The sequence below is a fragment of the Dermatophilaceae bacterium Soc4.6 genome (assembly GCA_039889245.1).
Taxonomy (GTDB): Bacteria; Actinomycetota; Actinomycetes; order Actinomycetales; family Dermatophilaceae; genus Lapillicoccus.
The window spans coordinates 4,717,342-4,738,683 of record JAZGVH010000002.1 but is presented as its reverse complement, the minus strand read 5'-3'; the positions used below and the strand labels follow the sequence as shown (position 1 = coordinate 4,738,683).

Annotated in this window: 23 protein-coding genes, 1 tRNA gene and 2 pseudogenes; 6 read left to right on the top strand and 20 right to left on the bottom strand. The window is 72.1% G+C overall.

Annotated features, from left to right (window positions below; all coding sequences use genetic code 11):
* Positions 1-3: 3 nt before the first annotated feature.
* Positions 4-186: a hypothetical protein gene (locus V3N99_22035; GenBank protein ID MEO3939397.1), complete on the top strand. Its 183-nt coding sequence runs from the start codon at positions 4-6 to the stop codon at positions 184-186.
* A gap of 65 nt (positions 187-251) precedes the next feature.
* On the top strand, positions 252-878 hold the full coding sequence (locus tag V3N99_22030) for a rhodanese-like domain-containing protein (protein MEO3939396.1): 627 nt from the start codon (positions 252-254) through the stop codon (positions 876-878).
* A 525-nt stretch (positions 879-1,403) separates the two neighbouring features.
* Here V3N99_22030 and V3N99_22025 read toward each other — a convergent pair.
* The 4 genes from V3N99_22025 to V3N99_22010 form a co-directional block, all read right to left on the bottom strand.
* On the bottom strand, positions 1,404-1,568 hold the full coding sequence (locus V3N99_22025; protein ID MEO3939395.1) for a hypothetical protein: 165 nt from the start codon (positions 1,566-1,568) through the stop codon (positions 1,404-1,406).
* A gap of 323 nt (positions 1,569-1,891) precedes the next feature.
* Positions 1,892-1,965: transfer RNA gene (locus tag V3N99_22020), tRNA-Val, on the bottom strand.
* Between the two features lie 68 nt (positions 1,966-2,033).
* Positions 2,034-2,546, bottom strand: coding sequence for a TIGR02611 family protein (locus V3N99_22015; protein ID MEO3939394.1), 513 nt, complete (start codon positions 2,544-2,546; stop codon positions 2,034-2,036).
* Positions 2,543-3,394 (bottom strand): aminotransferase class IV, encoded by an 852-nt coding sequence (locus V3N99_22010; protein MEO3939393.1) that lies wholly within the window; start codon positions 3,392-3,394, stop codon positions 2,543-2,545. The genes V3N99_22015 and V3N99_22010 overlap by 4 nt, the downstream gene beginning before the upstream one ends.
* A gap of 363 nt (positions 3,395-3,757) precedes the next feature.
* On the opposite strand from V3N99_22010, the gene V3N99_22005 reads away from it, so the two are divergent.
* Both V3N99_22005 and V3N99_22000 read left to right on the top strand, forming a co-directional pair.
* A complete protein-coding gene (locus V3N99_22005; GenBank protein ID MEO3939392.1) occupies positions 3,758-3,970 on the top strand; it encodes a CapA family protein in 213 nt (70 codons plus the stop codon).
* Between the two features lie 39 nt (positions 3,971-4,009).
* Positions 4,010-4,213 carry a hypothetical protein gene (locus V3N99_22000; GenBank protein ID MEO3939391.1) on the top strand — a complete coding sequence of 68 codons (204 nt, stop codon included), beginning with the start codon at positions 4,010-4,012 and terminating at the stop codon, positions 4,211-4,213.
* On the opposite strand, the gene V3N99_21995 is transcribed toward V3N99_22000, so the two are convergent.
* The 12 genes and pseudogenes from V3N99_21995 to V3N99_21940 all read right to left on the bottom strand — a co-directional run bounded on the left by V3N99_21995 (position 4,194) and on the right by V3N99_21940 (position 17,518).
* Positions 4,194-5,267, bottom strand: coding sequence for a chorismate-binding protein (locus V3N99_21995; protein MEO3939390.1), 1,074 nt, complete (start codon positions 5,265-5,267; stop codon positions 4,194-4,196). The genes V3N99_22000 and V3N99_21995 overlap by 20 nt on opposite strands.
* Positions 5,268-5,400: 133 nt before the next feature.
* Positions 5,401-6,141 (bottom strand): SRPBCC family protein, encoded by a 741-nt coding sequence (locus tag V3N99_21990; protein ID MEO3939389.1) that lies wholly within the window; start codon positions 6,139-6,141, stop codon positions 5,401-5,403.
* A gap of 7 nt (positions 6,142-6,148) precedes the next feature.
* Positions 6,149-7,006 carry a xanthine dehydrogenase family protein subunit M gene (locus V3N99_21985; GenBank protein ID MEO3939388.1) on the bottom strand — a complete coding sequence of 286 codons (858 nt, stop codon included), beginning with the start codon at positions 7,004-7,006 and terminating at the stop codon, positions 6,149-6,151.
* Positions 7,003-9,456 (bottom strand): xanthine dehydrogenase family protein molybdopterin-binding subunit, encoded by a 2,454-nt coding sequence (locus V3N99_21980; GenBank protein MEO3939387.1) that lies wholly within the window; start codon positions 9,454-9,456, stop codon positions 7,003-7,005. The genes V3N99_21985 and V3N99_21980 overlap by 4 nt, the downstream gene beginning before the upstream one ends.
* A complete protein-coding gene (locus tag V3N99_21975; GenBank protein MEO3939386.1) occupies positions 9,453-9,926 on the bottom strand; it encodes a (2Fe-2S)-binding protein in 474 nt (157 codons plus the stop codon). The genes V3N99_21980 and V3N99_21975 overlap by 4 nt, the downstream gene beginning before the upstream one ends.
* Positions 9,927-9,996: 70 nt before the next feature.
* Positions 9,997-11,163: an XdhC/CoxI family protein gene (locus tag V3N99_21970; GenBank protein MEO3939385.1), complete on the bottom strand. Its 1,167-nt coding sequence runs from the start codon at positions 11,161-11,163 to the stop codon at positions 9,997-9,999.
* On the bottom strand, positions 11,156-12,292 hold the full coding sequence (locus tag V3N99_21965) for a VWA domain-containing protein (protein ID MEO3939384.1): 1,137 nt from the start codon (positions 12,290-12,292) through the stop codon (positions 11,156-11,158). The genes V3N99_21970 and V3N99_21965 overlap by 8 nt, the downstream gene beginning before the upstream one ends.
* A gap of 1 nt (position 12,293) precedes the next feature.
* Complete coding sequence (locus V3N99_21960) at positions 12,294-13,193, bottom strand: MoxR family ATPase (GenBank protein ID MEO3939383.1); 900 nt, start codon at positions 13,191-13,193, stop codon at positions 12,294-12,296.
* 10 nt (positions 13,194-13,203) lie between these two features.
* The gene (locus V3N99_21955; GenBank protein ID MEO3939382.1) at positions 13,204-13,884 is read right to left on the bottom strand and encodes a nucleotidyltransferase family protein; all 681 of its coding nucleotides are present in this window, start codon (positions 13,882-13,884) and stop codon (positions 13,204-13,206) included.
* A gap of 66 nt (positions 13,885-13,950) precedes the next feature.
* A complete protein-coding gene (locus V3N99_21950; GenBank protein ID MEO3939381.1) occupies positions 13,951-16,533 on the bottom strand; it encodes a DUF3516 domain-containing protein in 2,583 nt (860 codons plus the stop codon).
* 58 nt (positions 16,534-16,591) lie between these two features.
* On the bottom strand, positions 16,592-17,005 hold the full coding sequence (locus V3N99_21945; protein MEO3939380.1) for an AraC family transcriptional regulator: 414 nt from the start codon (positions 17,003-17,005) through the stop codon (positions 16,592-16,594).
* Positions 17,000-17,518: pseudogene (locus tag V3N99_21940) on the bottom strand (cupin domain-containing protein). Before V3N99_21940 ends, V3N99_21945 begins: the two are co-directional and overlap by 6 nt.
* Positions 17,519-17,530: 12 nt before the next feature.
* Between V3N99_21940 and V3N99_21935 the strand changes: the two are divergent.
* Positions 17,531-17,635: pseudogene (locus tag V3N99_21935) on the top strand (recombinase family protein).
* Positions 17,636-17,825: 190 nt separating this feature from the next.
* Here V3N99_21935 and V3N99_21930 read toward each other — a convergent pair.
* Together V3N99_21930 and V3N99_21925 are read right to left on the bottom strand one after the other, a co-directional pair.
* A complete protein-coding gene (locus tag V3N99_21930; GenBank protein ID MEO3939379.1) occupies positions 17,826-18,539 on the bottom strand; it encodes a cation transporter in 714 nt (237 codons plus the stop codon).
* Positions 18,536-18,871, bottom strand: a complete 336-nt coding sequence (locus V3N99_21925; GenBank protein MEO3939378.1) for a metalloregulator ArsR/SmtB family transcription factor — start codon at positions 18,869-18,871, stop codon at positions 18,536-18,538. Before V3N99_21925 ends, V3N99_21930 begins: the two co-directional genes overlap by 4 nt.
* A 201-nt stretch (positions 18,872-19,072) precedes the next feature.
* On the opposite strand from V3N99_21925, the gene V3N99_21920 reads away from it, so the two are divergent.
* A complete protein-coding gene (locus V3N99_21920; protein ID MEO3939377.1) occupies positions 19,073-19,369 on the top strand; it encodes a DUF427 domain-containing protein in 297 nt (98 codons plus the stop codon).
* Positions 19,370-19,391: 22 nt separating this feature from the next.
* On the opposite strand, the gene V3N99_21915 is transcribed toward V3N99_21920, so the two are convergent.
* Both V3N99_21915 and V3N99_21910 read right to left on the bottom strand, forming a co-directional pair.
* Positions 19,392-20,408, bottom strand: coding sequence for a Gfo/Idh/MocA family oxidoreductase (locus tag V3N99_21915; GenBank protein ID MEO3939376.1), 1,017 nt, complete (start codon positions 20,406-20,408; stop codon positions 19,392-19,394).
* The gene (locus V3N99_21910; protein MEO3939375.1) at positions 20,399-21,307 is read right to left on the bottom strand and encodes a TIM barrel protein; all 909 of its coding nucleotides are present in this window, start codon (positions 21,305-21,307) and stop codon (positions 20,399-20,401) included. The genes V3N99_21915 and V3N99_21910 overlap by 10 nt, the downstream gene beginning before the upstream one ends.
* Positions 21,308-21,342 lie beyond the last annotated feature (35 nt).

Genomic DNA, 21,342 nt, shown 5'->3' with positions numbered 1-21,342 from the left:
ACCATGTGTCGTCCCGTCACCTGTAAGACCTGCGGCAAAACCACCTGGGCCGGCTGCGGCCAGCACGTCGACCAGGTCATGGCCGCCGTTCCCCAGAGCAACCGCTGCGCCGGCCACCAGCGCGAGGCCGGCACCAGCGGCGGCTCCAGCAGCTCGTTCTTCAGCCGCATCTTCGGCCGCGGCTGACCGCCCGCACCAGCCCTCGACCCCCGTACCGGCCACTCAACCGGTGGCCGGTGAGACAAGGAACCATGTCCCTCCCGACACCCTCCCCCTCTTTCCCGACATCCACCTCGTTCACTACCCGCGTCGCCCGAGCGACCAGCCTCGACGCAGCCACGGTGCGCGAGTGGATGGAGGCGCCCGACGGACCCCGCATCATCGACGTGCGCACGTCCGCGGAGTTCACCACGGCCCACATCCCCGGGGCCTACAACGTGCCCCTCGACCTGCTCAAGGAACACGCCGACGAGCTGCGCCACCACCTCGACGACGACGTCGTGCTCGTCTGCCGGTCCGGAGCCCGCGCGAGCCAGGCCGAGGACCTGCTCCAGGCCGGGGGTCACTCGAACCTCCACATCCTCCACGGCGGCATGACTGCCTGGGAGGCAGCCAACGGCCCGGTGACCCTCGGAGCCGCCCGGTGGGACCTCGAGCGGCAGGTGCGGTTTGTCGCCGGGGGCATCGTCCTCGCCGGCGTGCTCGTCAGCACCGTCATCCCGAAAGCCAAGTGGGTCTCCGGCAGTATCGGCGCCGGCCTCACCGCCGCCGCCGTCAGCAACAGCTGCCTCATGGGCGCGATGCTCTCCAGACTGCCGTACAACCGGGACGGAGCCCCCGACCTCGACGACGTTGTGCGCGAGCTTGCTGCTGTCTGAGCGTCTGCCTCGCAGGAGCGGCCGGCCCTCAGTGGTCCTGCCGGGGTGAGGGCATAGCCCTGGCACCAGCAGGCGGAACCTCTGACGGAGCTCGGGTAGCCCTGGTCCGTCCGGAACCTCCGGACCGACCAGGGCGGCCCACCACCTCTCCCGGTCACTCACCAACCCGACCGCCCCTCCGGCCACTTTCTCGTCTACGACGGCCAGCAACAGATGACGCCCCACCGCCGCCGGCAGCGTCCCGACCCGCCACAGCGATCCCCGGCGGACGTGGGTCCCATCATCGACCTTCGTACCCCGAAAAGCGCCAAGCCCGAGTTCCCCACACTTTTTTCATCCAGGCCAGTAGAGGGTGTCCCCCCGGGCGCCGGATGCGGCATTCGGTGGTGTGACGATGACGCTGCACAAGCTGTCGGCCGGGTCGGGGTACGAGTACCTGACCCGGCAGGTCGCTGCCCAGGACACGACCGTGACCCGGACCGGGCCCTCGACGCGGGCGGGCCCGGACGCGCTCACAACTACTATTCAGCTCAGGGCGAGGCCCTGGGCCGGTGGGTCGGCTCCGGCCTGGTGGGGATCCGCCGCCTCGCCGTAGGTGACCCGCTCACGGCAGAGCAGATGCGGCACCTGTTCGGCGCGGGGCAGGACCCGCTCACCGGAGAGGCGTTGGGGGCGGCCTACCGCGTCCATGGGGAAAGCGCGGGTGAGCGGGCCGGCTTCGAGGCCGAGGTCACCCGCCGTCCACCTCCTGTGACCCCTGATGCCCGCCTGAGGGCCCCAGGTGGTCACGAGACCGCGACCATCCGCAGCGCCGAGCAAGAGGCCGATCTCACAGGGACCCGTATGGGGCGGAATCGCCCTAGGAAGCCATGTGGCCCCGCCGGGCTCCCACCCGCCGATCCGCCGTCCCACGCGTGGAGTTTGCCCTCGTCAAGTGACACGTATCTAACACGAATCGACGCAGCCGGGTTGCCGAAAAGGCAAAGCTGCAGGTCAGGAGCATGAAGAGAGGGTGGACGTGAAGGGACTCGAACCCCTGACCTCTCGCGTGTGAAGCGAGCGCTCTAACCAGCTGAGCTACACGTCCGGGCGCCCACACTCGGTGGGCGACGGAGCGTCAGAATAGCCGCCCGGTGGGCGCTCGCCCAAATCGCCTCAACCGAGCCCGGGCAGCCCGCGCAGCAGGTCTTCGACAGCATCCGGGAGCAGGCCCGGCACACCGGTGATCGCGAAGAGCCCCCAGAAGATCAGGAGCACCAGGACGAGCGTCGCCAGCCCGATGAGCCCGCGCAACCAGACGGGCTGGCGCCCCATCCAGTGCGTCCACTCGGCCAGGACGCCCTTGCCCCAGCGCAGCAGCCGCTGGGCCCACTCGAACTCGGTGGCCCAGATGCCGACCCCGGCGAACACGATGAGCCAGCCCGGGCCGGGCGCGGGCACAGCGACGAGACCGCCGGCCACGACGACGCCGCCGACCACGGCGACCGCGATGCGGTAGATGCGCGCCGTCACGGGGTTGGCCCGCAGCCGGCGCCGCCACGCCCAGTCGTCGTCCTGCGCGTCGAGGGTGACGTTGTGGTCGCTGGCCTCGGACGCGCGGCGACGGGCGGCAGCCTCGCGCTCGGTCTGCTCGGGCACGGTCCGCTCGTCGGTGGGGTGCTCGGTCACGGGTCGACCTCCAGGGCGGATCGGGTCGCGAAGACCTCGACGAGCCGGGCCGTGACCGGTCCGGGGGCGGGCAGCACGCGGTCGTCGACGGCGTCGATGGGGAAGACGTCCTTGATCGAGCTGGTGAGGAAGACCTCGTCGGCGGTCGTGAGCACCTCGAGCGGCAGAGGCTCCTCCCGCAGGTCGAGACCAGCGTCCCCACCCCACTGCAGCACGAGGGCTCGGGTCACCCCGGCGAGGGGGCCGCACGAGAGAGGTGGCGTGATGACGACACCGGAGGCGCTGTCGGGCACGACGAACACGTTGGAGCCGGTGCCCTCGCAGAGCTCGCCCCGGGTGTTCGCGAGGATGGCCTCCACGGCTCCGAACTGCTTGGCGCGGGCCAGCGCGATGACGTTGTCTGCGTAGGACGTCGTCTTGAGCCCCGCCGTGGCCGCCCGCTCGTTGCGCGTCCACGGCACGACGGCGACCTTGCCGGAGCCCGTGGGCTGCACCTGCTCGACGGTTGTGACGATGTAGGTCAGGCCGCTGTCGTCCCGGTCGGACCCGAGGGGCCCCACTCCCCCCGTGACCGTGAAGCGCAGCCGCCCGAAGGCGATCGGCTCGCGCGCCCCGAGGACGGCCGCGATGCCCTCCAGCACCAGGTCCCGATCCACCGGCGGGAGCCCGAGGCCGGCGACCGACCGGTCGAGCCGCTCCAGGTGGCGAGTGAGGGCGAAGGGTCGCCCCTCGACGAGCTTGGTCGTCTCGAAGACCCCGTCGCCGACCGTGACCCCGTGGTCGACGACGCTCAGCGCCGCCACCCCCGGATCGACCAGCTGGCCATTGACCCACGCCGTCACACCCATGACACCAGCCTGTCAGACCACGTGGCCCACCGCTGGCGGCGACCCGCGCGACCCCGGTGACCCATGACTCCCCCAACGTGCGTCACCGGCGCCCCGTTCCCCGCGACACACCCTGCGTACGACGTGCCGTCGGCGCCGCCTCGCGGGGATGGCTCTCGTGCGCACGACCCGGGGGATCGTCGCGGCGACGGTCCTCACCGCCGCCGCCCTCGCTGCGTGCTCGACCGGCACCGGGACAGCGACCGGCCCCAACCACGGCGGTTGGCCCGCGGACAGCGGGTGGCACGGGCTCCCCGCCGACCATCGCGACACCACCCGTCGAGGTCGACGACGAGCAGCCCGTCCCCGCTTACGGACGACGGGTTGGATGCGCTGCGACCGCTGCTCGGTGCCGCCGACCTGTCGGTCGTCAACCTCGAGACCGCCATCACCGACCGGGGCACACCCCAGCCGAAGCTCTACCACTTCCGCACGTCCCCGCAGACTCTGGTGACGCTGCAGCACGCGGGAGTCGACGTGCTCAGCATGGCCAACAACCATGCTGCTGACGGGTGGCGGTCCTCGCCTCGACGATGAGACGACGACGACGTCGACGTCGGTGGCCACGCCCACCGGGTGCCGGGCCACGGCTGGAGTGGTTCCACCTTCGTGGGCTACGGCCTCGGCAACTTCGTCTGGCGCACCAGTCGGGGCCCGGTCGACGCCTGGAGGGGGGTGCTCACGGTGCGGGTCGACGCCGTCGCCGCGCAGGCGGGCCTAGAGCGGGCGCAGCTCGACGCCGCACAGCCGTGCTCGCGCCTCAGCCCGTCACCGGGCTGAGGCCAGACGCCAGCCCGACCAGCGTGTCGGCCTTGAGCTGGGTCTCGGCCCACTCGCCCTGCGGGTCGGAGCCCCACGTGAGGCCGGCCCCGGTGCCGAAGCAGAGGTCGCGGCCACGCTCGTCGTCCTCCACCCAGAAGGTGCGGATGCCGACCGCCAGCTCGGCCTCGCCTCGGTCGGCGTCGACCCACCCGATCGCGCCGCAGTAGGGGCCCCTGGGCACGGGCTCGAGGTCACGGATCACCCTGAGGGCACTCGACTTCGGCGTCCCCGACACCGAGGCGGGGGGGAACGTGGCGGCCAGGATCTGCGCCCACCCCACCTCGGCGCTCAACCGGCCCGAGACCGTCGACACCAGGTGCACGAGCCCCGGGTGCTCCTGCGGGCGACAGAGGGCCTCGACGTCGACCGAGCCGGGCTCGCACACCCGCGAGAAGTCGTTGCGCACGAGGTCGACGATCATCACGTTCTCGGCGTGGTCCTTGCTCAGCATCGCCTCCGCCACCGTCGCGGTCCCCTTGATGGGCGACGACACCAGACGGCGACCAGCCCGCCGCAGGAAGAGCTCGGGCGAGGCGGAGACGACGTCGAGACCCGCCGACACGACCCGGATGCGCGAGGCGTAGGGGGCGCGGTGGCGGGCGCGCAGGAGGTGGGCGAGGTCGTCGAGGTCGGCCTCCTGCGCCAACGGGTGCCGCAGCACCCGGCAGATGTTGGCCTGGTAAACCTCACCGGCGGCGATCCGCTCGCGCGTCTGCTCGACGGCCCGCACGTAGGCCGCGTGGTCGAGCGACGTCGTCCACTCCCCGTCGAGCGGGGCCCAGGCGGCCCCGCCAGGAGAGGTCGCCTCGGGGACCACCTCCGGTGATGCCTCGTCCACCCGCTCGAAGCGTACCGCGGTGACCTCGCCCTCGAAGGTCGCCACCACGACCCAGAAGCCGGCCTGGTCGAGGCCGCTGACGGCATCGCGTCCGTGCCGGACCTCGACGACTCCGGTGGCGACGCGGTCGCCGAACCTCGCGTGGTCGGGAGCGCCCGGTGGGTGTGTCGGCACCGAAGGAGGATAGGCCCCACCCTGCCTCTGCGTCAGCACGCTGGGCGCCCGTGACGCAGGCGGGCCCGCACCAGGATCTGGTGCGGGCCCGTCGTGGTGCAGCCGCTGTCGCCGCAGCGGGAGCGGCCGGTGATCAGCGGCGGCGGCCGAGGATCCAGCCGAGCAGGACACCGAGAGCCAGGACCCCGACGTGCGGCGCGTACGTGCGCAGCAGGATCGGGATCACCGCCGACCCGAGGTCGAGTGCCTCCGACTCCTGGGCCGGTGCCGCGCGCGGCGCCGGTCGGGGAGCGGGACGCGGCACAGCCGCGGCGGGCGCTGGTGCGGCCACCGTCGCCGGTGCTGCGTCATCAGGCGGTGTCGCTGCACCCCCGGACGTGACGGCCACCGCTGGCGCGGCTGCAGCCTCGGGTGCGACCTCGGGGGCCTCGTCCTCGGAGAACCGTCGCTCGAGACACGCGACGAACTGGCCGAGGAGCTTGTCGGAGACGTCCTGCATGACACCGCGACCGAACTGCGCCGGCTTGCCCGTGACGTTGAGGTCGGTCGTGACGTCGACCGCCGACCCGGTGCCGTCCGGGGCGACGACGATGGTCACCGTCGCCCCGGCCGTGCCGTTGCCGCGCTTGTCCTTCCCCGTCGCCTCGATGACGGCCCGGTGGGTGGCGTCGTCACGCTCGACGAAGATGCCCTTCCCGGCGTAGACGAGTGCGATCGGACCCAGCTTGACCTTGACGGTGCCGGTGAACGAGTCACCGTCGACCCCGGTGACCGCAGCCCCGGGGAAGCAGCCGGCGACGTTCTCGAGGTCCATGAAGGTCGCCCACGTCGTGGCGACGTCGGCTGGGACCGTGAAGTCGTGGTGCAGGTCCACCGGGACGTCAGCCCCCGGCCGCGGCGAGCACCGCACGACGGGTGAGCACGGGCGCCAGGTGCTTGCGGTAGGCGCTGTCGCCGTTGAGGTCCGACGGCGGGTTGGTGCCGTCGGCTGCCGTCGCGACCGCGGCCTTGACCGCGTCCTGCGTCGCCGGCTGACCGACCAGCGCGGCCTCCACGGAGGCGGCCCGCAGCGGGGTCGACCCCATGTTGGTCAGGCCGATCCGGGCTTCGCTGATCGTGCCTCCCTCGATCTTGACCGTCGCCGCCACGGCGACGATCGCCCACTGGTGGGCCACGCGCACGAACTTCTCGTAGTGCGCCCCCCAGCCGGTGTGCTTCGGGATGCGGACCTGCACGAGCAGCTCACCCTCCTGCACCGCCGTCTCGAAGAGGTCGACGAAGAAGTCGGCCGCCGCCACCGTGCGGGTCGCCCCGCCGGGGCCGGCGATGACGAACTCGGCGTCGAGCGCGAGGGCGGCCGCCCCCACGTCACCCGCGGGGTCGGCGTGCACGAGGGCACCCCCGACGGTGCCACGGTGGCGGATCTGGGGGTCGGCGACCTCCGCGACCGTCTTGTGCAGCAGGAGCGCGTGCTCCTTGACCAGGTCGCTCGCGACCACGTCGGAGTGGGTGGCCATCGAGCCGATGACCACGTGGTCGCCGTCCTCGCTGATCTCCCGCAGGGCCGCGATCCGGCCCAGGTCCACGACCTTCTCCGGGGTGTTGAGCCGCAGCCGCAGCACGGGCAGGAGGCTCTGGCCGCCGGCCAGCACCTTGGCGTCGTCACCCGCCTCGGCCAGTGCGGCGAGGGCGTCCTCGACGGACTCCGGAGCCACGTAGTCGAACTTGGAGGGGATCACTCGGCACCGCCTTCGGACGCGTCGAAGTGCGGCATCGCCGCACCCTCGGTGGGATCGGACTGGTTCTTGCCGCCGCTCTGGATGGCCTTCCACACGCGCTCGGGAGTGCACGGCATGGTGATGTCGTCCACGCCGAACTGGCGCACGGCGTCGACCACGGCGTTGACGACGGCGGGCGTCGAGGCGATCGTGCCCGCCTCGCCGACGCCCTTGGTGCCGAGCGTGTTGGTCAGCGACGGCGTCGACGTGTGGTCGATGTCGAAGCTGATCATGTCGGCCGCGGTCGGCACGAGGTAGTCGACGAACGACCCGGACACCAGGGTGCCGGAGTCGTCGTAGACAGCCTCCTCGAAGAGCGCCTGGGCGATGCCCTGGGTGAGCCCGCCGTGGATCTGCCCCGCGACGATGAGCGGGTTGATGACCGTGCCGATGTCGTCGACGCAGACGTACTTGCGCATCTTGACCTCGCCGGTCTCGGTGTCGACCTCGACCGCGCACAGGTGGGTGCCGTGCGGGTAGTTGAAGTTCACCGGGTCGTAGGTCGCGTCGGAGTCGAGCGTCGGCTCCATACCGTCGGGCAGGTTGTGGGCCACGAAGACGGCGCCCGAGATCTCCTGGATCGACAGGCCCTGCTCGGTGCCCTTGACGCTGAACCGTCCGGCGGAGAACTCGATGTCGTCGACCGACGCCTCGAGCAGGTGGGCCGCGACGGGCTTCGCCTTCTCGATGACCTTGTCGGTCGCCTTCACGAGCGCCTCGCCACCGACGACCAGCGAGCGCGAGCCGTAGGTGTCGAGCCCCTTCGGGGCGATCTGGGTGTCGCCGTGCAGCACCTCGACGTCCTCGAAGGGGACGCCCAGCCGGTCGGCGACGATCTGGCTGAAGGCCGTCTCGTGGCCCTGGCCGTGGGCGCTGGCTCCGGTGACGACCTCGACCTTGCCGGTGGCGAGCATGCGCACGCTCGCGCTCTCCCAGCCACCCGCACCGTAGTTGAGCGAGCCCAGCACCCGCGACGGGGCCAGACCACACATCTCGGTGAAGGTCGAGACGCCGATGCCGAGCTGGATGGGGTCGCCCGACTCGCGGCGAGCCTTCTGCTCGGCCCGCAGCCCGTCGTAGTCGAACATCTCCTTGGCCTTGGCGGTGGCCGCCTCGTAGTTGCCGGAGTCGTACTCCAGCCCGGCGACCGTGGTGAACGGGAACTCGTCGTGCTTGATCCAGTTCTTCTCGCGGACCACGAAGGGGTCGACCCCGAGCTCGTTGGCCAGCTCGTCCATCAGCCGCTCGATGGCGAAGGTCGCCTCGGGCCGGCCGGCGCCACGGTAGGCGTCGGTCCAGGCCTTGTTGGAGAACACCGTCTGGCAGGTGAACTGGTAGGCCGGGAACTTGTAGATGGCGTTGAACATGAAGGCGCCGAGCACCGGCACCCCACCGCCGACGACCGCGACGTAGGACCCGAGGTCGGCGAGGAGCTCGACCTTGAGCCCGGTGAGCGTGCCGTCCTTGGTCGCCGCCATCGTGAGCTTCTGCCACTGGTCGCGCCCGTGGTGGGCGGCCATCAACGACTCGGAGCGGGTCTCGGTGTACTTCACCGGCTTGCCGAGGCGGCGCGCGATGCACCAGACCAGCCACTCCTCGGGGGTGACCTGCAGCTTCCCGCCGAAGCCACCACCCACGTCGGGCGCGATGACCCGGATCTTGGACTCCGGCACCCCGGTGGTCGCCGCGAGGGCGAAGCGCACGATGTGCGGCACCTGGGTGGCCGACCACATGGTGATCTGCTCGCCCGTGGGGTCCACCACGCAGGAGCGCGGCTCCATGAAGGCGGGGATGAGGCGCTGCTGGCGGTACTCCCGCTCGATGACCACACCCTCGGCGCGGGCCGTCGCGATGGCCGCGTCGACGTTGCCGCCGGTGCCGGCCTCCTCGGAGTCGAACTTCCAGATGGCGGAGGTGTTGGTGCCGAGGGCGGGGTGGGCGAGCACCTTGTCCTGGGCGTTCTCGCGCAGGTCCAGCGCCGCCGGCAGCTCCTCGTAGTCGACGTCGACCAGCTGGATGGCGTCTCGGGCGGCGGCGGCGGTGCGCGCGACGACCACGGCGACGATCTCTCCGGCGAAGGTCACCCGGTCGCCGACCATCGGCAGGTGGACGGGCGTCTTCTGGTCGGGCGTGATGGCCCAGGCGTTGATGAGCACGCCCTGGCTGTCGCCGAGGTCGGCCGCGGTGTAGACCTGCAGGACGTTCTCGGCCGCCTTGGCCTCGGTCGTGTCGATCCTGGTGATGTTGGCGTGCGCATACGGGCTGCGCACCATGGCCAGGTGGAGCATGCCGTTGAGCGTGATGTTGTCGGTCCACTTGGTGCGGCCGGTGATCAGGCGCTGGTCCTCCTTGCGCGTCCGCGCCTGCCCGACCTCCTTGGCCACGGTGGGCCGGTCGTCGACGACGGTCATCGCGCCACGCTCCCTTCGGCCGAGGCCTGCTGCACGGCCTTGACGATGTTGTGGTAGCCCGTGCAACGGCAGAGGTTGCCCTCGATGCCGACCCGGATCTCGGCCTCGGTGGGCGAGGGGTTCTCGTTGAGCAGGTCGATCGACTGCATGATCATGCCGGGCGTGCAGTAGCCGCACTGCAGGGCATGGCACTCGTGGAAGGCCTTCTGCATCGGGTGCAGCTCGCCGTCCTGCGCCAGACCCTCGATCGTGGTCACCTCGTGACCGTCGACCTGGACGGCGAGCACGTTGCACGACTTCACGCTGCGACCGTCGAGGTGGACGGTGCAGGCGCCGCAGTTGCTCGTGTCGCAGCCGACGACGGTGCCCGTCTTGCCGAGCTGCTCTCTCAGGTAGTGCACGAGCAGCGTGCGCGGCTCGACCTCGTCGGTAAAGCTCTCGCCGTCCACGCGGACAGTGATTCGGGTCATCCTTGACTCTCCTCCATGGGTCTGGTGATGCTGGTCAGATCGTGCTACCTCATGCCGTGTGAGGCAAGGGCTACTCTCCGAAGGGAGAGGGTTCGAGGGTGTTGACCCACCCCGTTGTGGGGTGGTGGATCGGGCCCTCCACGTGGGTGAGCCGTTCACCACGACCACCCCACCGCAGGGCGATGATCTCGGCGGCGATGCTGACGGCCGTCTCCTCGGGCGTGCGGGCCCCGAGGTCGAGCCCGATCGGGCTGGAGAAGCGGCCGAGCTCCTCGTCGCTGAGACCCCGGTCGCGCAGCCGGGCCAGGCGGTCGTCGTGGGTGCGTCGCGACCCCATCGCCCCGATGTAGGCGACCGCCGGCAGACGCAGGGCGACCTCGAGCAGCGGCACGTCGAACTTCGGGTCGTGGGTCAGCACGCAGAGGACGGTGCGCTCGTCGATGCGGCCGGCGTCGACCTCGGCCTGCAGGTAGCGGTGCGGCCACTCGACGACCACCTCGTGGGCCTCGGGGAAGCGGCTCGCGGTGGCGAAGACGGGCCGGGCGTCGCACACCGTCACCTGATATCCCAGGAATCGACCCATGCGCGCGCACCCCGCCGCGAAGTCGATCGCGCCGAAGACCAGCATGCGGGGGGCGGGCGCGTGCACGGAGACGAAGACCCGCAGGCCCTCTCCGCGACGCTCACCGTCCGGCCCGTAGGTCAGCGTCTCGCTGTGGCCCGAGGCCAGCAGACCGAGCGCGTCGTCGAGGACCGCCGCATCGGCGCGCTCGCTGCCCAGCGACGTCGTGGGAGCGACCTCGGGCCGCACGACGAGCTTGCGGCCGACCCACGCGGGGTCGGGGTGGGCGACGACCGTCGCCACGGCGACGGGCCGACCGGCCTCGATGTCGGCCGCGACCTCCCCGAGCTCGGGGTGGCTGCTCGGCGTCACCTTCTCGACGAAGACGTCGAGGATGCCTCCACAGGTCAGACCGACGGCGTAGGCGTCCTCGTCACTGACGCCGTATCGCTGCAGGACAGGGCTCCCCGACGCCACCACCTGCTCGGCGAGCTCGTACACCGCACCCTCGACGCAGCCGCCGGAGACCGAGCCGACGGCCTCGCCACCCGGGCCGACGAGCATCTGGGCACCGGGCTGGCGTGGCGCCGAGCGCCAGGTCGCGACGACCGTCGCCCGGGCGGCCGTGAGTCCCTCGCGCCACCACTGGAGCAGCTCGGGCAGGTCGTCAGCCACGGGTCACCACCTCGGCCAGCTCGTCGAAGGTGTGCAGCGTGTGCCCGGCCACGAAGGCGTGGCAGTGCGGCAGGGACGCGACGATCCCCTGCTGCACGGGCAGGTAGCCGTCCTTGCCCCGGTGGGGGTTGACCCACACGACACGGTGGGCGAGCGACCGCAGCCGGGCCATCTGCGCGGCGAGCAGCTCGACGCCACCGCGCTCCCAGCCGTCGCTGCACACGACGACGACCGCGCCACGCGCCATGCCCCGCTGGCCCCACCGGTCGAGGAAGGCCTTGAGGGCCTCGCCCAGACGGGTGCCACCGGACCAGTCGGGCACGGTCTCGCCGGCGGAGCGCAGCGCGCGCTCGGGGTCGCGCTGGCGCAGGGCCCGCGTGACGTGGGTCAGCCGCGTGCCCATGGTGAAGACCTCGACCGGCGTGCCGCCACCCACCCAGTGGTGGGCCACGCGCAGGAGGGAGTCGGCATAGGTGCTCATCGAGCCGGAGACGTCGACGAGCAGGACGACCCGGCGGGAGCGGGTGCCGCGACGGCGCCAGGCGAGGTCGGCGGGCTCACCGAGGTGGCGCAGCTGGCGGCGCAGCGTGCGCCGGGGGTCGAGGGTGCCGCGGCGCGAGGGGGTGGCCCTCGTCGCGCGGCGCACCGGTCGCGGCCGGTGCAGCGACGCGAACATCGAGGCGAGCAGCGCCTTCTCGTCGACGGTCATCGCGCCGACGTCCCGCTGGCGCAGCACCTCGGTCGAGCTGGCGGTGGCGTGGATCTGCTCGGTGCGGTCCTCACCGCCGTCGTCACCCTCGCCCTCGTCGTCGAGCAGGTCGGCCTGCACCACCGGCGGGGTCTGGGCGGGGGCCGGCGTGCGCGGCTTCTCCTGGCGCGCGGTGAACCAGGCCGAGAAGACCTGGTCGTAGCGCAGGATGTCGTCCGGTCCGCCCGTGAGGGTGGCCCGACCGGCCCAGTAGGTGGCGCGCTCGTCACCCAGCCCGACGGTCGCCACGGCCGCGAGGTACCCGGCTTCCCGGTCGGGCGTCACGGCCAGCCCGGCGGCCCGCAGGGCCCGCGCGAAGCCCAGCAGCAGGGCGTCCGGAGCGGTGGTGAGGACGGCGGTGTCCCCGGTCGTGGTGGTCATCTCAGCCGCCGATGATCCGGTCGAGGCTGGCGCGCACACGGTCGGCGTCCTCGCGGTACTTCACGGCGACCCCCAGCGTGGCGGCCGCGCTCTCGACGTCGAGCTCGCTCGTGCCGAGCATCTGCAGGGCCCGGGCCCAGTCGAGGGTCTCGGCGACACCAGGGGGCTTGACCAGGTCGCCGCCGTCACGCAGCCGCTGCACGACGCCGACGACCTGCTCGGCGAGCCGCTCCCCCACCTCGGGCGCGCGGGAGCGGACGATCTCGAGCTCCCGGGCCAGCCCGGGGTGGTCGATCCAGTGGTAGAGACAGCGGCGCTTGAGCGCGTCGTGCAGCTCGCGGGTGCGGTTGGAGGTGAGGATGACGATCGGCGGGGTGACGGCCTTGACCGTGCCGAGCTCGGGGATGCTCACCTGGTAGGTGGAGAGCACCTCGAGCAGGAACGCCTCGAACTCGTCGTCGGCCCGGTCGACCTCGTCGACCAGCAGCACCACCGGGCTCTCGCGCAGCGCCTGCAGGACCGGGCGGGCCAGCAGGAAGCGCTCGTCGAAGAGCCCCTTCTCGACGTCGTCCCCGCCCACGGCACCGGTCTCGTCGCCACCGAGCCGAGCCGTCGTCTCGAGGGCGCGCAGGTGCAGGATCTGCCGCGGGAAGTCCCAGTCGTAGAGCGCCTGGCTCGCGTCGATGCCCTCGTAGCACTGCAGCCGGATGAGCGGGATGTCGAGCGCCTGGGCCAGGGCCTCGGCCATCGCCGTCTTGCCGGTGCCGGGCTCCCCCTCGAGCAGGAGCGGCCGTTGCAGGCCGAGCGCGAGGAAGCCGATGGTGGCGAGGGCCTCGTCGGCGAGGTAGCCGGTGCGACCGAGCGCATCGGCGAGCTCGGTTGCTGACTGCGGTGACGGCATGGAGCGATCATCACCCACGAGAGATCTCCTTGCTGCGGGGGGGCACGACCTGCGGTGTGTCGCGGTCGTCGCCGGTGGCGAGGTCGCCGCACTCCACGAGCCTCGGAGGGTGTTGCCGCAGGTAGTCACGGGCGCCACGGTCGCCCTCGGCCCCCGCCGCGACCGGCGCCCAGTGGTCGGCGCCCAGGATCACCGGGTGACCGGCCACCCCCGCGTAGGCGGCGCGCGCGAGGGTGGCTCTCGCCGCGCCTGCGGATCCGGCCGGGGTGGAGCCGACCGGGGTGGAGCCGACCGGGGCCACGGAATCGAGCAGGCGGGCGACGACGTCGGGGCCCATGTCGGGCAGGTCGACGAGCGAGACGACGGCGATCTCGGGGCCGCCACCGGCCGAGAAGGAGTGGGAGCCGAGGTGGTGCAGGCCGGCTCGCAGCGAGGCACCCATGCCCTCCTCCCAGTCGGCCGCCACGACGACCGCGACGTCGCCCGCTGACGGGTCGTCGTCGAGCAGCGACTGCGCCCGGTCGTGTGCCGCCCCGAGGACCACGACCAGGCGGGTGCACCCTCCGGCCCGCAGCGCGCCGAGCGAGCGGTGCAGCCACGACGTCCCGTCGGGGTCGTGCACCAGCGCCTTGGGGGTCCCCATCCGGCGCCCGGCACCCGCAGCGAGCAGGAGTCCGACGGCGGAGGTCATCGTCATATCAGATCACGACGAGGGGCCTCTTGGCCCGGCTGCACGACTGGCCCGGGGCCCGGGGGCTCAGAGTCGGTGCAGTCGGGTGCTGTGCAGAACCGGCTCTCCCGCCTCGTCGGAGTCGTCGAGGTCGACGAGCGCGACCACGCGCCAGTCGCGGTAGCCCTCTGGGTCGGCGACGACCTGCTCGAGCGCCCAGCGTCGGTGTCCGTCTTCAGGCACGTCGATCTGCGGCTCGACGAGCTCGGCCACGTCGGTGTGCACCCGCAGCAGCGCCGGGCCGCGGGCGTCGCCGTCGAGGCCGACGTCGTCGTGCTCCTCGAAGTAGTCGCGGGCGGCGTCGGCCCAGTCGTCGGGCGACCAGCCCCCCCGCCGCTGGGTGACGCCCTCGGCGTCGGCCGCGGCGTCGAGGGTCGCGAGGCCGGCCCAGTCGCGGCGGGCGAGCAGCTGCACCCGCTGGAACATGGCGTTGCGCAGCAGCACCCGGAAGGCCCGGGTGTCGGTGCTCAGGCGACGCGGAGGCGGGGCCGGCGCATCGCCGGGACGTCGTACGCCGTCGTCGGGTGCGGTCATCGCCTCCCACTCGTCGACGAGGCTCGAATCGGTCTGGTGCACCACGGCGCCCAGCCAGGCGATGAGGTCGTCGACCTCGTCGGTCTTGACGTGGTCGGGCACGGTCTGGCGCAGGGCGCGGTAGGCGTCGGAGAGGTAGCGCAGCACGACCCCCTCCGACCGGGTCAGGCCGTAGACCCGCACGAAGTCGCCGAAGCCCATCGCGCGCTCGTACATGTCGCGCACCACCGACTTCGGCGTGAGCGCCGTCTCGGGCACCCAGGGGTGGCTGGTGCGGTAGGTCGTGAAGAGCGCCGAGAGCAGCTCCTCCAACGGTTTTGGCCAGGTGACCTCGTCGAGGAGCTCCATCCGCTCGTCGTACTCGATGCCCTCCGACTTCATCTGCGCCACGGCCTCGCCGCGGGCGGCGAACTGCTGCGCCATGAGGATCGGGCGGGGGTCGTCGAGGGTCGCCTCGATCACCGACACCACGTCGAGGGCGTGGGTAGCCTCCTCCGGGTCGAGGACGTCGAGCGCGCCGAGCGCGAAGGCCGACAGCGGCTGGTTGAGCGCGAACCCGAGCTGGAGGTCCTCGACGAGGCGCACGATGCGGCCCCGCGCGTCGGGGGTGTCGAGCTGCTCCACGACACCGGCCGCGAGCAGGGAGCGGTAGATCTGCACGGCCTGACGCACGAGCCGCACCTGGCGCCGCGGGTCCTCGTGGTTGTCACGCAGCAGCTTGCGCATGGCGGCGAGCGGGTCCTCGTCACGGGCGAGCACCCCGAGGATCATCGAGTGGGTGACCCGCATCCGGGAGACGAGGGGCTCGGGCTCGGCGGCGACGAGCCGGTCGAAGGTCTCCTCGGTCCAGCCGACGAAGCCGTCCGGGGCCTGCTTGCGCTGCACCTTGCGACGCTTCTTGGGGTCGTCGCCGGCCTTGGCCAGCGCCTTGTGGTTCTCGATGACGTGCTCGGGGGCCTGCACGACGACCGTGCCGGCGGTGTCGTAGCCGGCGCGACCGGCGCGACCGGCGATCTGGTGGAACTCGCGCGCACGCAGCACCCGCGAGCGCGACCCGTCGTACTTGGTCAGGCCGGTGAGCAGCACGGTGCGGATGGGCACGTTGATGCCGACGCCGAGGGTGTCGGTGCCGCAGATGACCTTGAGCAGGCCGCGCTGCGCCAGCTGCTCGACGAGGCGGCGGTACTTCGGCAGCATGCCCGCGTGGTGGACGCCGATGCCGTGTCGCACGAGCCGCGACAGGGTGCGGCCGAAGCCGGCGGCGAAGCGGAAGCCGCCGATCTGCTCGGCGATCTCGTCGCGCTCCTCGCGGGTGGCGACGGTGACCGACATCAGGGCCTGGGCCCGCTCGAGGGCCGAGGCCTGCGTGAAGTGCACGATGTAGATCGGGGCCTGCCGGGTCTCGAGCAGCTCCTCGATCGTCTCGTGCAGGGGGGTCATGGCCCAGTGGTAGGACAGCGGCACCGGCCGCTCGATGGAGGTGACGACGGCGGTGGGGCGCCCGGTGCGGCGCACCAGGTCCTCCTCGAAGCGCTCGGTCTCGCCGAGGGTCGCCGACATGAGGACGAACTGCGTCTGCGGCAGCTCGAGCAGCGGCACCTGCCAGGCCCAGCCGCGCTCGGGCTCGGAGTAGAAGTGGAACTCGTCCATCACGACCTGGCCGACGTCGGCGTGCCGGCCCTCGCGCAGGGCGACGTTGGCGAGGATCTCGGCCGTGCAGCAGATGATCGGGGCGGACGGGTTGACCGACGCGTCACCGGTGAGCATGCCGACGCGGTCGGCGCCGAAGACGTCGCAGAGGGCGAAGAACTTCTCGGAGACCAAGGCCTTGATGGGGGCGGTGTAGTAGGTGCGTCGGCCGTCGGCGAGGGCCGCGAGGTGGGCGGCGACGGCGACGAGGCTCTTGCCCGACCCGGTGGGGGTCGCGAGGATGACGTTGGCCCCCGAGACGACCTCGATGACGGCCTCGTCCTGCGCGGGGTAGAGCGTCAGGCCCTGCCCGGTCGTCCAGTCGACGAAGGCGTCGTAGACCGCGTCGGGGTCGGCGGGGCCGCCGCCGGCGGGTCGCAGGCTCATGGCGAGCTCGCCGAGCGCCGGCGTCGGCGGGGCGGTGGTGGCGTCAGTCATCAGGGCCTCATCCTCCCGCGAGCAGGGGGTGCGCCGGGACGGCGGCCCCCACAACGGTGCGCAGGTCGCGGGGGCGCACCCCCCGCTCCCGCAGCAACGCGGCACTCAGGGCGAAGCCACTGCCGTAGCCCACCCGGCGGGCCACGGTCTCCACCGTCAGCGACCGGTCGGCGAGCAGGTCGGCCGCGAGGTTGAGCCGCCAGTGGGTGAGGTAGGTCATGGGAGGCTCACCCACGACCTGGGTGAACCGGCGGGCCAGGCCCGAGCGCGACCAGCCGACCGCGCTGGCGAGGGCCTCGAGGGTCCAGTGGTGCTCGGGCTGCTCGTGGATCAGCGAGAGGGCGGGACCGACGGCGGGGTCGGTCTGCGCCCGCCACCAGCCCGGGGCCCGTGTCCCGTCGGCGGCGAACCACTCGCGCACGGTCGACACCGTGAGCAGGTCGAGCAGCCGGTCGAGGACGACCTGGTGGCCGCCGAGCCCAGGGCCCTCGCGCGCGACCTCGCCCGTGAGCAGCGTGGTGAGGCCGAGGCTCCATACGCCGGAGGGCACGACCGCGGTGCGCGGGAGGGCGCGCCGCAGGCGGTCGCCCACCTGCGCCGGGGACTCCTAGACCCCGGTGACGAAGGTATGCGAGCCCTTGGGCGCACCCCACGAGCGCGTCCCGAGGGCCGACAGCCCGTCGAGCGGGCTCCCGTCGGGGGCGGCACACCGCTGGCCCTCGCGGATGACGACGGTGACCGCCGTCCCCAGCTCGTCGGTGAGGACGTAGGGAGCCGGCCCCTGCAGCAGCGCGACGTCACCCACCTCGACCCGCGCCGGCTGCTCACCGTCACGCACGACATGCAGGAGGTGGTCGACCGGAACGACGACCGCGAGCGGGGCGTGGTCCTCGATCGCCCATGGATCGTCCACGCCTGCCCGCGCACGCTGCATCGGAGGTGCGCCATGAGCGCGCTGCTTGTCGGGTATGCCCGATGCTCCTCCGATCAGCACGACCTCACGGCCCAACGCGACGGACTGCTCAGCCTCGGCGTGCAGACCGAGCGGATCTAGACCGTCAGCGTCGTTGTGCGCGTCGCGGTGGGTGAAGGCCTGCACGTCGCCCCCGAAGATCGAGGCGTGCAGACCCTCACGACCTCAACCAGCTCGTTGGCCGTCGTACCCGGTGGCACGAGTCGGGCGTCGGACCACTCCGCGCAACCCCTGGGCCTGGAGCGACGTAGGTGGCGCGCGGATCCGCTCAAGAGCAGCAGGAGCAGCCCGGGGCGCAGCCACACCCGTCTGCGTCCGCGGGGTCTGAGCCGAAGGCCAGAGCGGTCGTCGGTGGGCAGCAGTCTTTGCCCTGCCAGGCGTTGGTTCCCTCGCGAACGGCGACGGCGGCGATCACCAGGGCCGCGATCGGGTCGGCCCAGGACCAGCCGAAGATGGTGTTGACCAGCAGACCTACCAGCAGGACCGCCGACAGGTAGGTGCACAGCAGGGTCTGCTTGGAGTCGGCGACGGCCGAGGCCGAGCCGAGCTGGCGACCGGTACGCCGCTGGGCGTACGACAGGAACGGCATCACGGCCAGTGACACCGCCGCCAGCACGATCCCCGCGGTGGAGTGACGGGCTTCGGCCGTGCCGGTCAGGGCGCGGAGGGCATCGACGGTGACGAAGACGGCAAGGGCGAAGAACGACACCGCGATCACCCGCAGCGCAGTGTGCTCGCGGGCCTCGCGCACCGCGTGGTCACGGGCAGAGAACTGCCAAGTGACGGCGGCGGCCGAGGACACCTCGATCACGGAGTCCAGGCCGAACCCGACCAGCGCGCTGGAGGAGGCGGCCGCGCCGGCGGACAGGGCGATCACCGCCTCGATCACGTTGTAGCTGATGGTCGCGGCGACGAGCATCCGGACCCGTCGGGTCAAGACCGCCCGCCGCACCGGAGAGGGGTCCAGCTCGATCAGTCTCATCGGCAGCAGTCCTTTCCAGCCACCGACGCGGTACAGGCGTCGGCGTCCACCGCCAGGACCACGTCCAGCAGGTCGGTCAGAGCGTGGGTCAGGCGGCTGTCGGCCAGCTCGTACCGCATCCGCCGGCCTTCCGGGACCGCGACGACCAGCCCGCACCCCCGCAGGCACGCCAGGTGGTTGGACAGCGACTGCCGCGACACCCCGATCGCCTCGGCCAGGTCCGCCGGGTAGGCCGGGGCCGTCCGCAACGCCAGCAGCACCTGCGACCGGGTCGGATCCGACAGGGCATGCCCGAACCGGGTCAGCACCTGGCTGTGCGTAGCGATCTCCACTCTCCGACAGTACACGCACGACTGTATTCATCGATCTGTGTACAGCCGGGTGGATCGGCGACCGTCTGGGGGAGGCAACCTGCCGCGCGAGTCGTGTCGGCGGCCTGGCGCAGGGCTGCGTGAAGCGGGGGGGCGAGGACCTCGCACAGCTGGCCCGCTCGATCGGGGGCATAGACGCCGCCCCCGGGTGGTTGAAGAGCCATGACCACCATGCAAGCCGTCTGGAACGGCACCGTCATCGCAGAGTCCGACGACACCGTCGTCGTCGAGAACAACCACTACTTCCCGCGCTCGTCCGTGCGCGACGAGGTGCTGCGCGAGAGCGCGACCACGAGCGTCTGCCCGTGGAAGGGCACCGCGTCGTACTTCTCGCTCGAGCTCGACGGGACGACCAACGCCGACGCGGCGTGGTTCTACCCGGCGCCCAAGGAGAAGGCCGAGTCGATCCGCGACCACGTCGCCTTCTGGAAGGGCGTCACGGTCAGCCCGAAGAGCTGACCGCACGCCCCTCCCCCGCCTCCTAGAGGTAGAACGCCGGCGTGGTCTCCGACCGTACGGAGACCCGTCGGCCGCTGCTCTGCGCCTCCACGCCCGCCTCGCTGGCCAGCGCCGCGAGGTAGCCGTCCCACGCCGACGGCCCGCCGATGCGTCCCGCGCGGGCCGCGTCGACCCAGGCCTGCACCTCGAGGTCGTAGGCCTGGGCGAAGCGGCCGACGTAGCCGGGGTGCTCGGCGACCCGGGCTGCGCCCTGCGACCACAGCGTCAGCCCGGCGGTACGCCCGATCTGCGCGACGCCCTGCTCGAAGACCGCCTCGGTCGTGACCTGGTAGCCGAAGCCCAGGTTGACGCTGATCTCCACCTCGGCGATGACGCCGTTCTCCAGCTCGAGCAGCACCAGCTGCGGCTCGGACACGCCCTGCGGCGCCCGACTGTTGCGGCGGGTGCGCAGCACCTCCACCGACGCGACCGGTGAGCCGGCCAGCCACGGCACGATGTCGAGCTCGTGGACGACGGAGTCGGTGATGAGCATCGACTCGGTGTAGCCGGGTGGGGTCGAGGGGTTGCGGTGGGCGCAGTGCAGAAGCAGCAGGTCGCCCACCTCACCCGACTGCACGAGCTGCCGCAGGGCGACGTACTCCGGGTCGAAGCGGCGCATGAATCCGACCTGGATGCGGGGCCGATGCCCGGCGATCTCGGCCTCGACCACCCGCCTACTCCCCTCGGACGTCGGCGTGAGCGGCTTCTCGCACAGGATCTCCAGACGCGCCTCGAGCGCCGTCAGCACGGCGGCCTCGTGGAAGGGACCGGGCGACGCGACGATGACCGCGTCGAGGTCGTCGTGGGCGATGGCGTCCTCGAGCGTGGCCCGAGCCGACGCTCCGGGCGCGATCGAGGCCACCTGGGCCGCGCGTCCCTGGTCGGGCTCGATGACCGCGGCCACGGTGGCGCCCGCGGTGAGGGTCGAGAGGCGGTGCACGTGGTCGGAGCCCATGATGCCGGCTCCGATGACGCCCACCCGCAGGTCGCTCACAGCCACTGCCGCAGCACGCGACGGTTGGTCTCGGCGTCACGGGCCGGCGCCTGCGGGTCGGCTCCGGCGACGGGGTAGACATCCTGCTCGACGACCAGCCACCCGTCCCAGCCGGTGGCGATCACGTCGTCCATCAGCGCGGTGACGGCGAGGTCACCGTCACCCAGGGGCACGAAGGTGCCGCCCGACCAGACCTCGACCATGCCGCCGCCGCCGCCGACGATCTCGCGCAGGACACCGGTGCGCACGTCCTTGAGGTGCAGGTGGTTGATCCGGTGGCGCCAGCGCTGCCACGACTCGAGCACGTCACCCCCACCGATGAGCAGGTGCCCGGTGTCGAAGGTGAGGTCGACGTCGGTGCGGGCCAGGAAGGTGTCGACCTCGTCGGGAGTCTCGACGAAGGTGCAGGCGTGGTGGTGGAACGTCGGCTCGAGGCCGCGGGCGCGCACCCGGGCGGCAGCGGTCGCGAGGTTGCGGACGAAGCGGTCCCAGCCGGACTCGTCGAGCGAGTGGCCCGCTCCCCCACCGGGGTTGGCCTTGCGCACGGCGTCACCGGAGTCGGCGAGCGTCGGCAGTGGAGCCCGCACCGGATGCCCGTCGACAGCCTCGGAGAAGGCGTCGAGGGCGGTGTCGAGCGTCGGCAGCGCTGCCGCGAAGGCGTCGTCGTCCGAGAAGGGCAGGTCGACCCAGCCGCCGGCGAGCTCGAGCCCGTGCCGCGCAAGCCGTTGCCGCAGCTCGGCTCCCCGTCCGAGGAAGCCGACCGGCCCGAGGTCCACCCCGGCGTAGCCGGTGCGCTCGAGGACCGTCGCGAGCTCGTCGGCGGTGGGGAGGACGAGCGCGTCGTCGTCCGGGGTGAGCTCGAAGACGCCGAAGCTCACCGGGGCTCCGGCTACGGCGATGGTCATGGGGTGCTCCTGGCTGGTCGAGAGGCGCCGGTGGC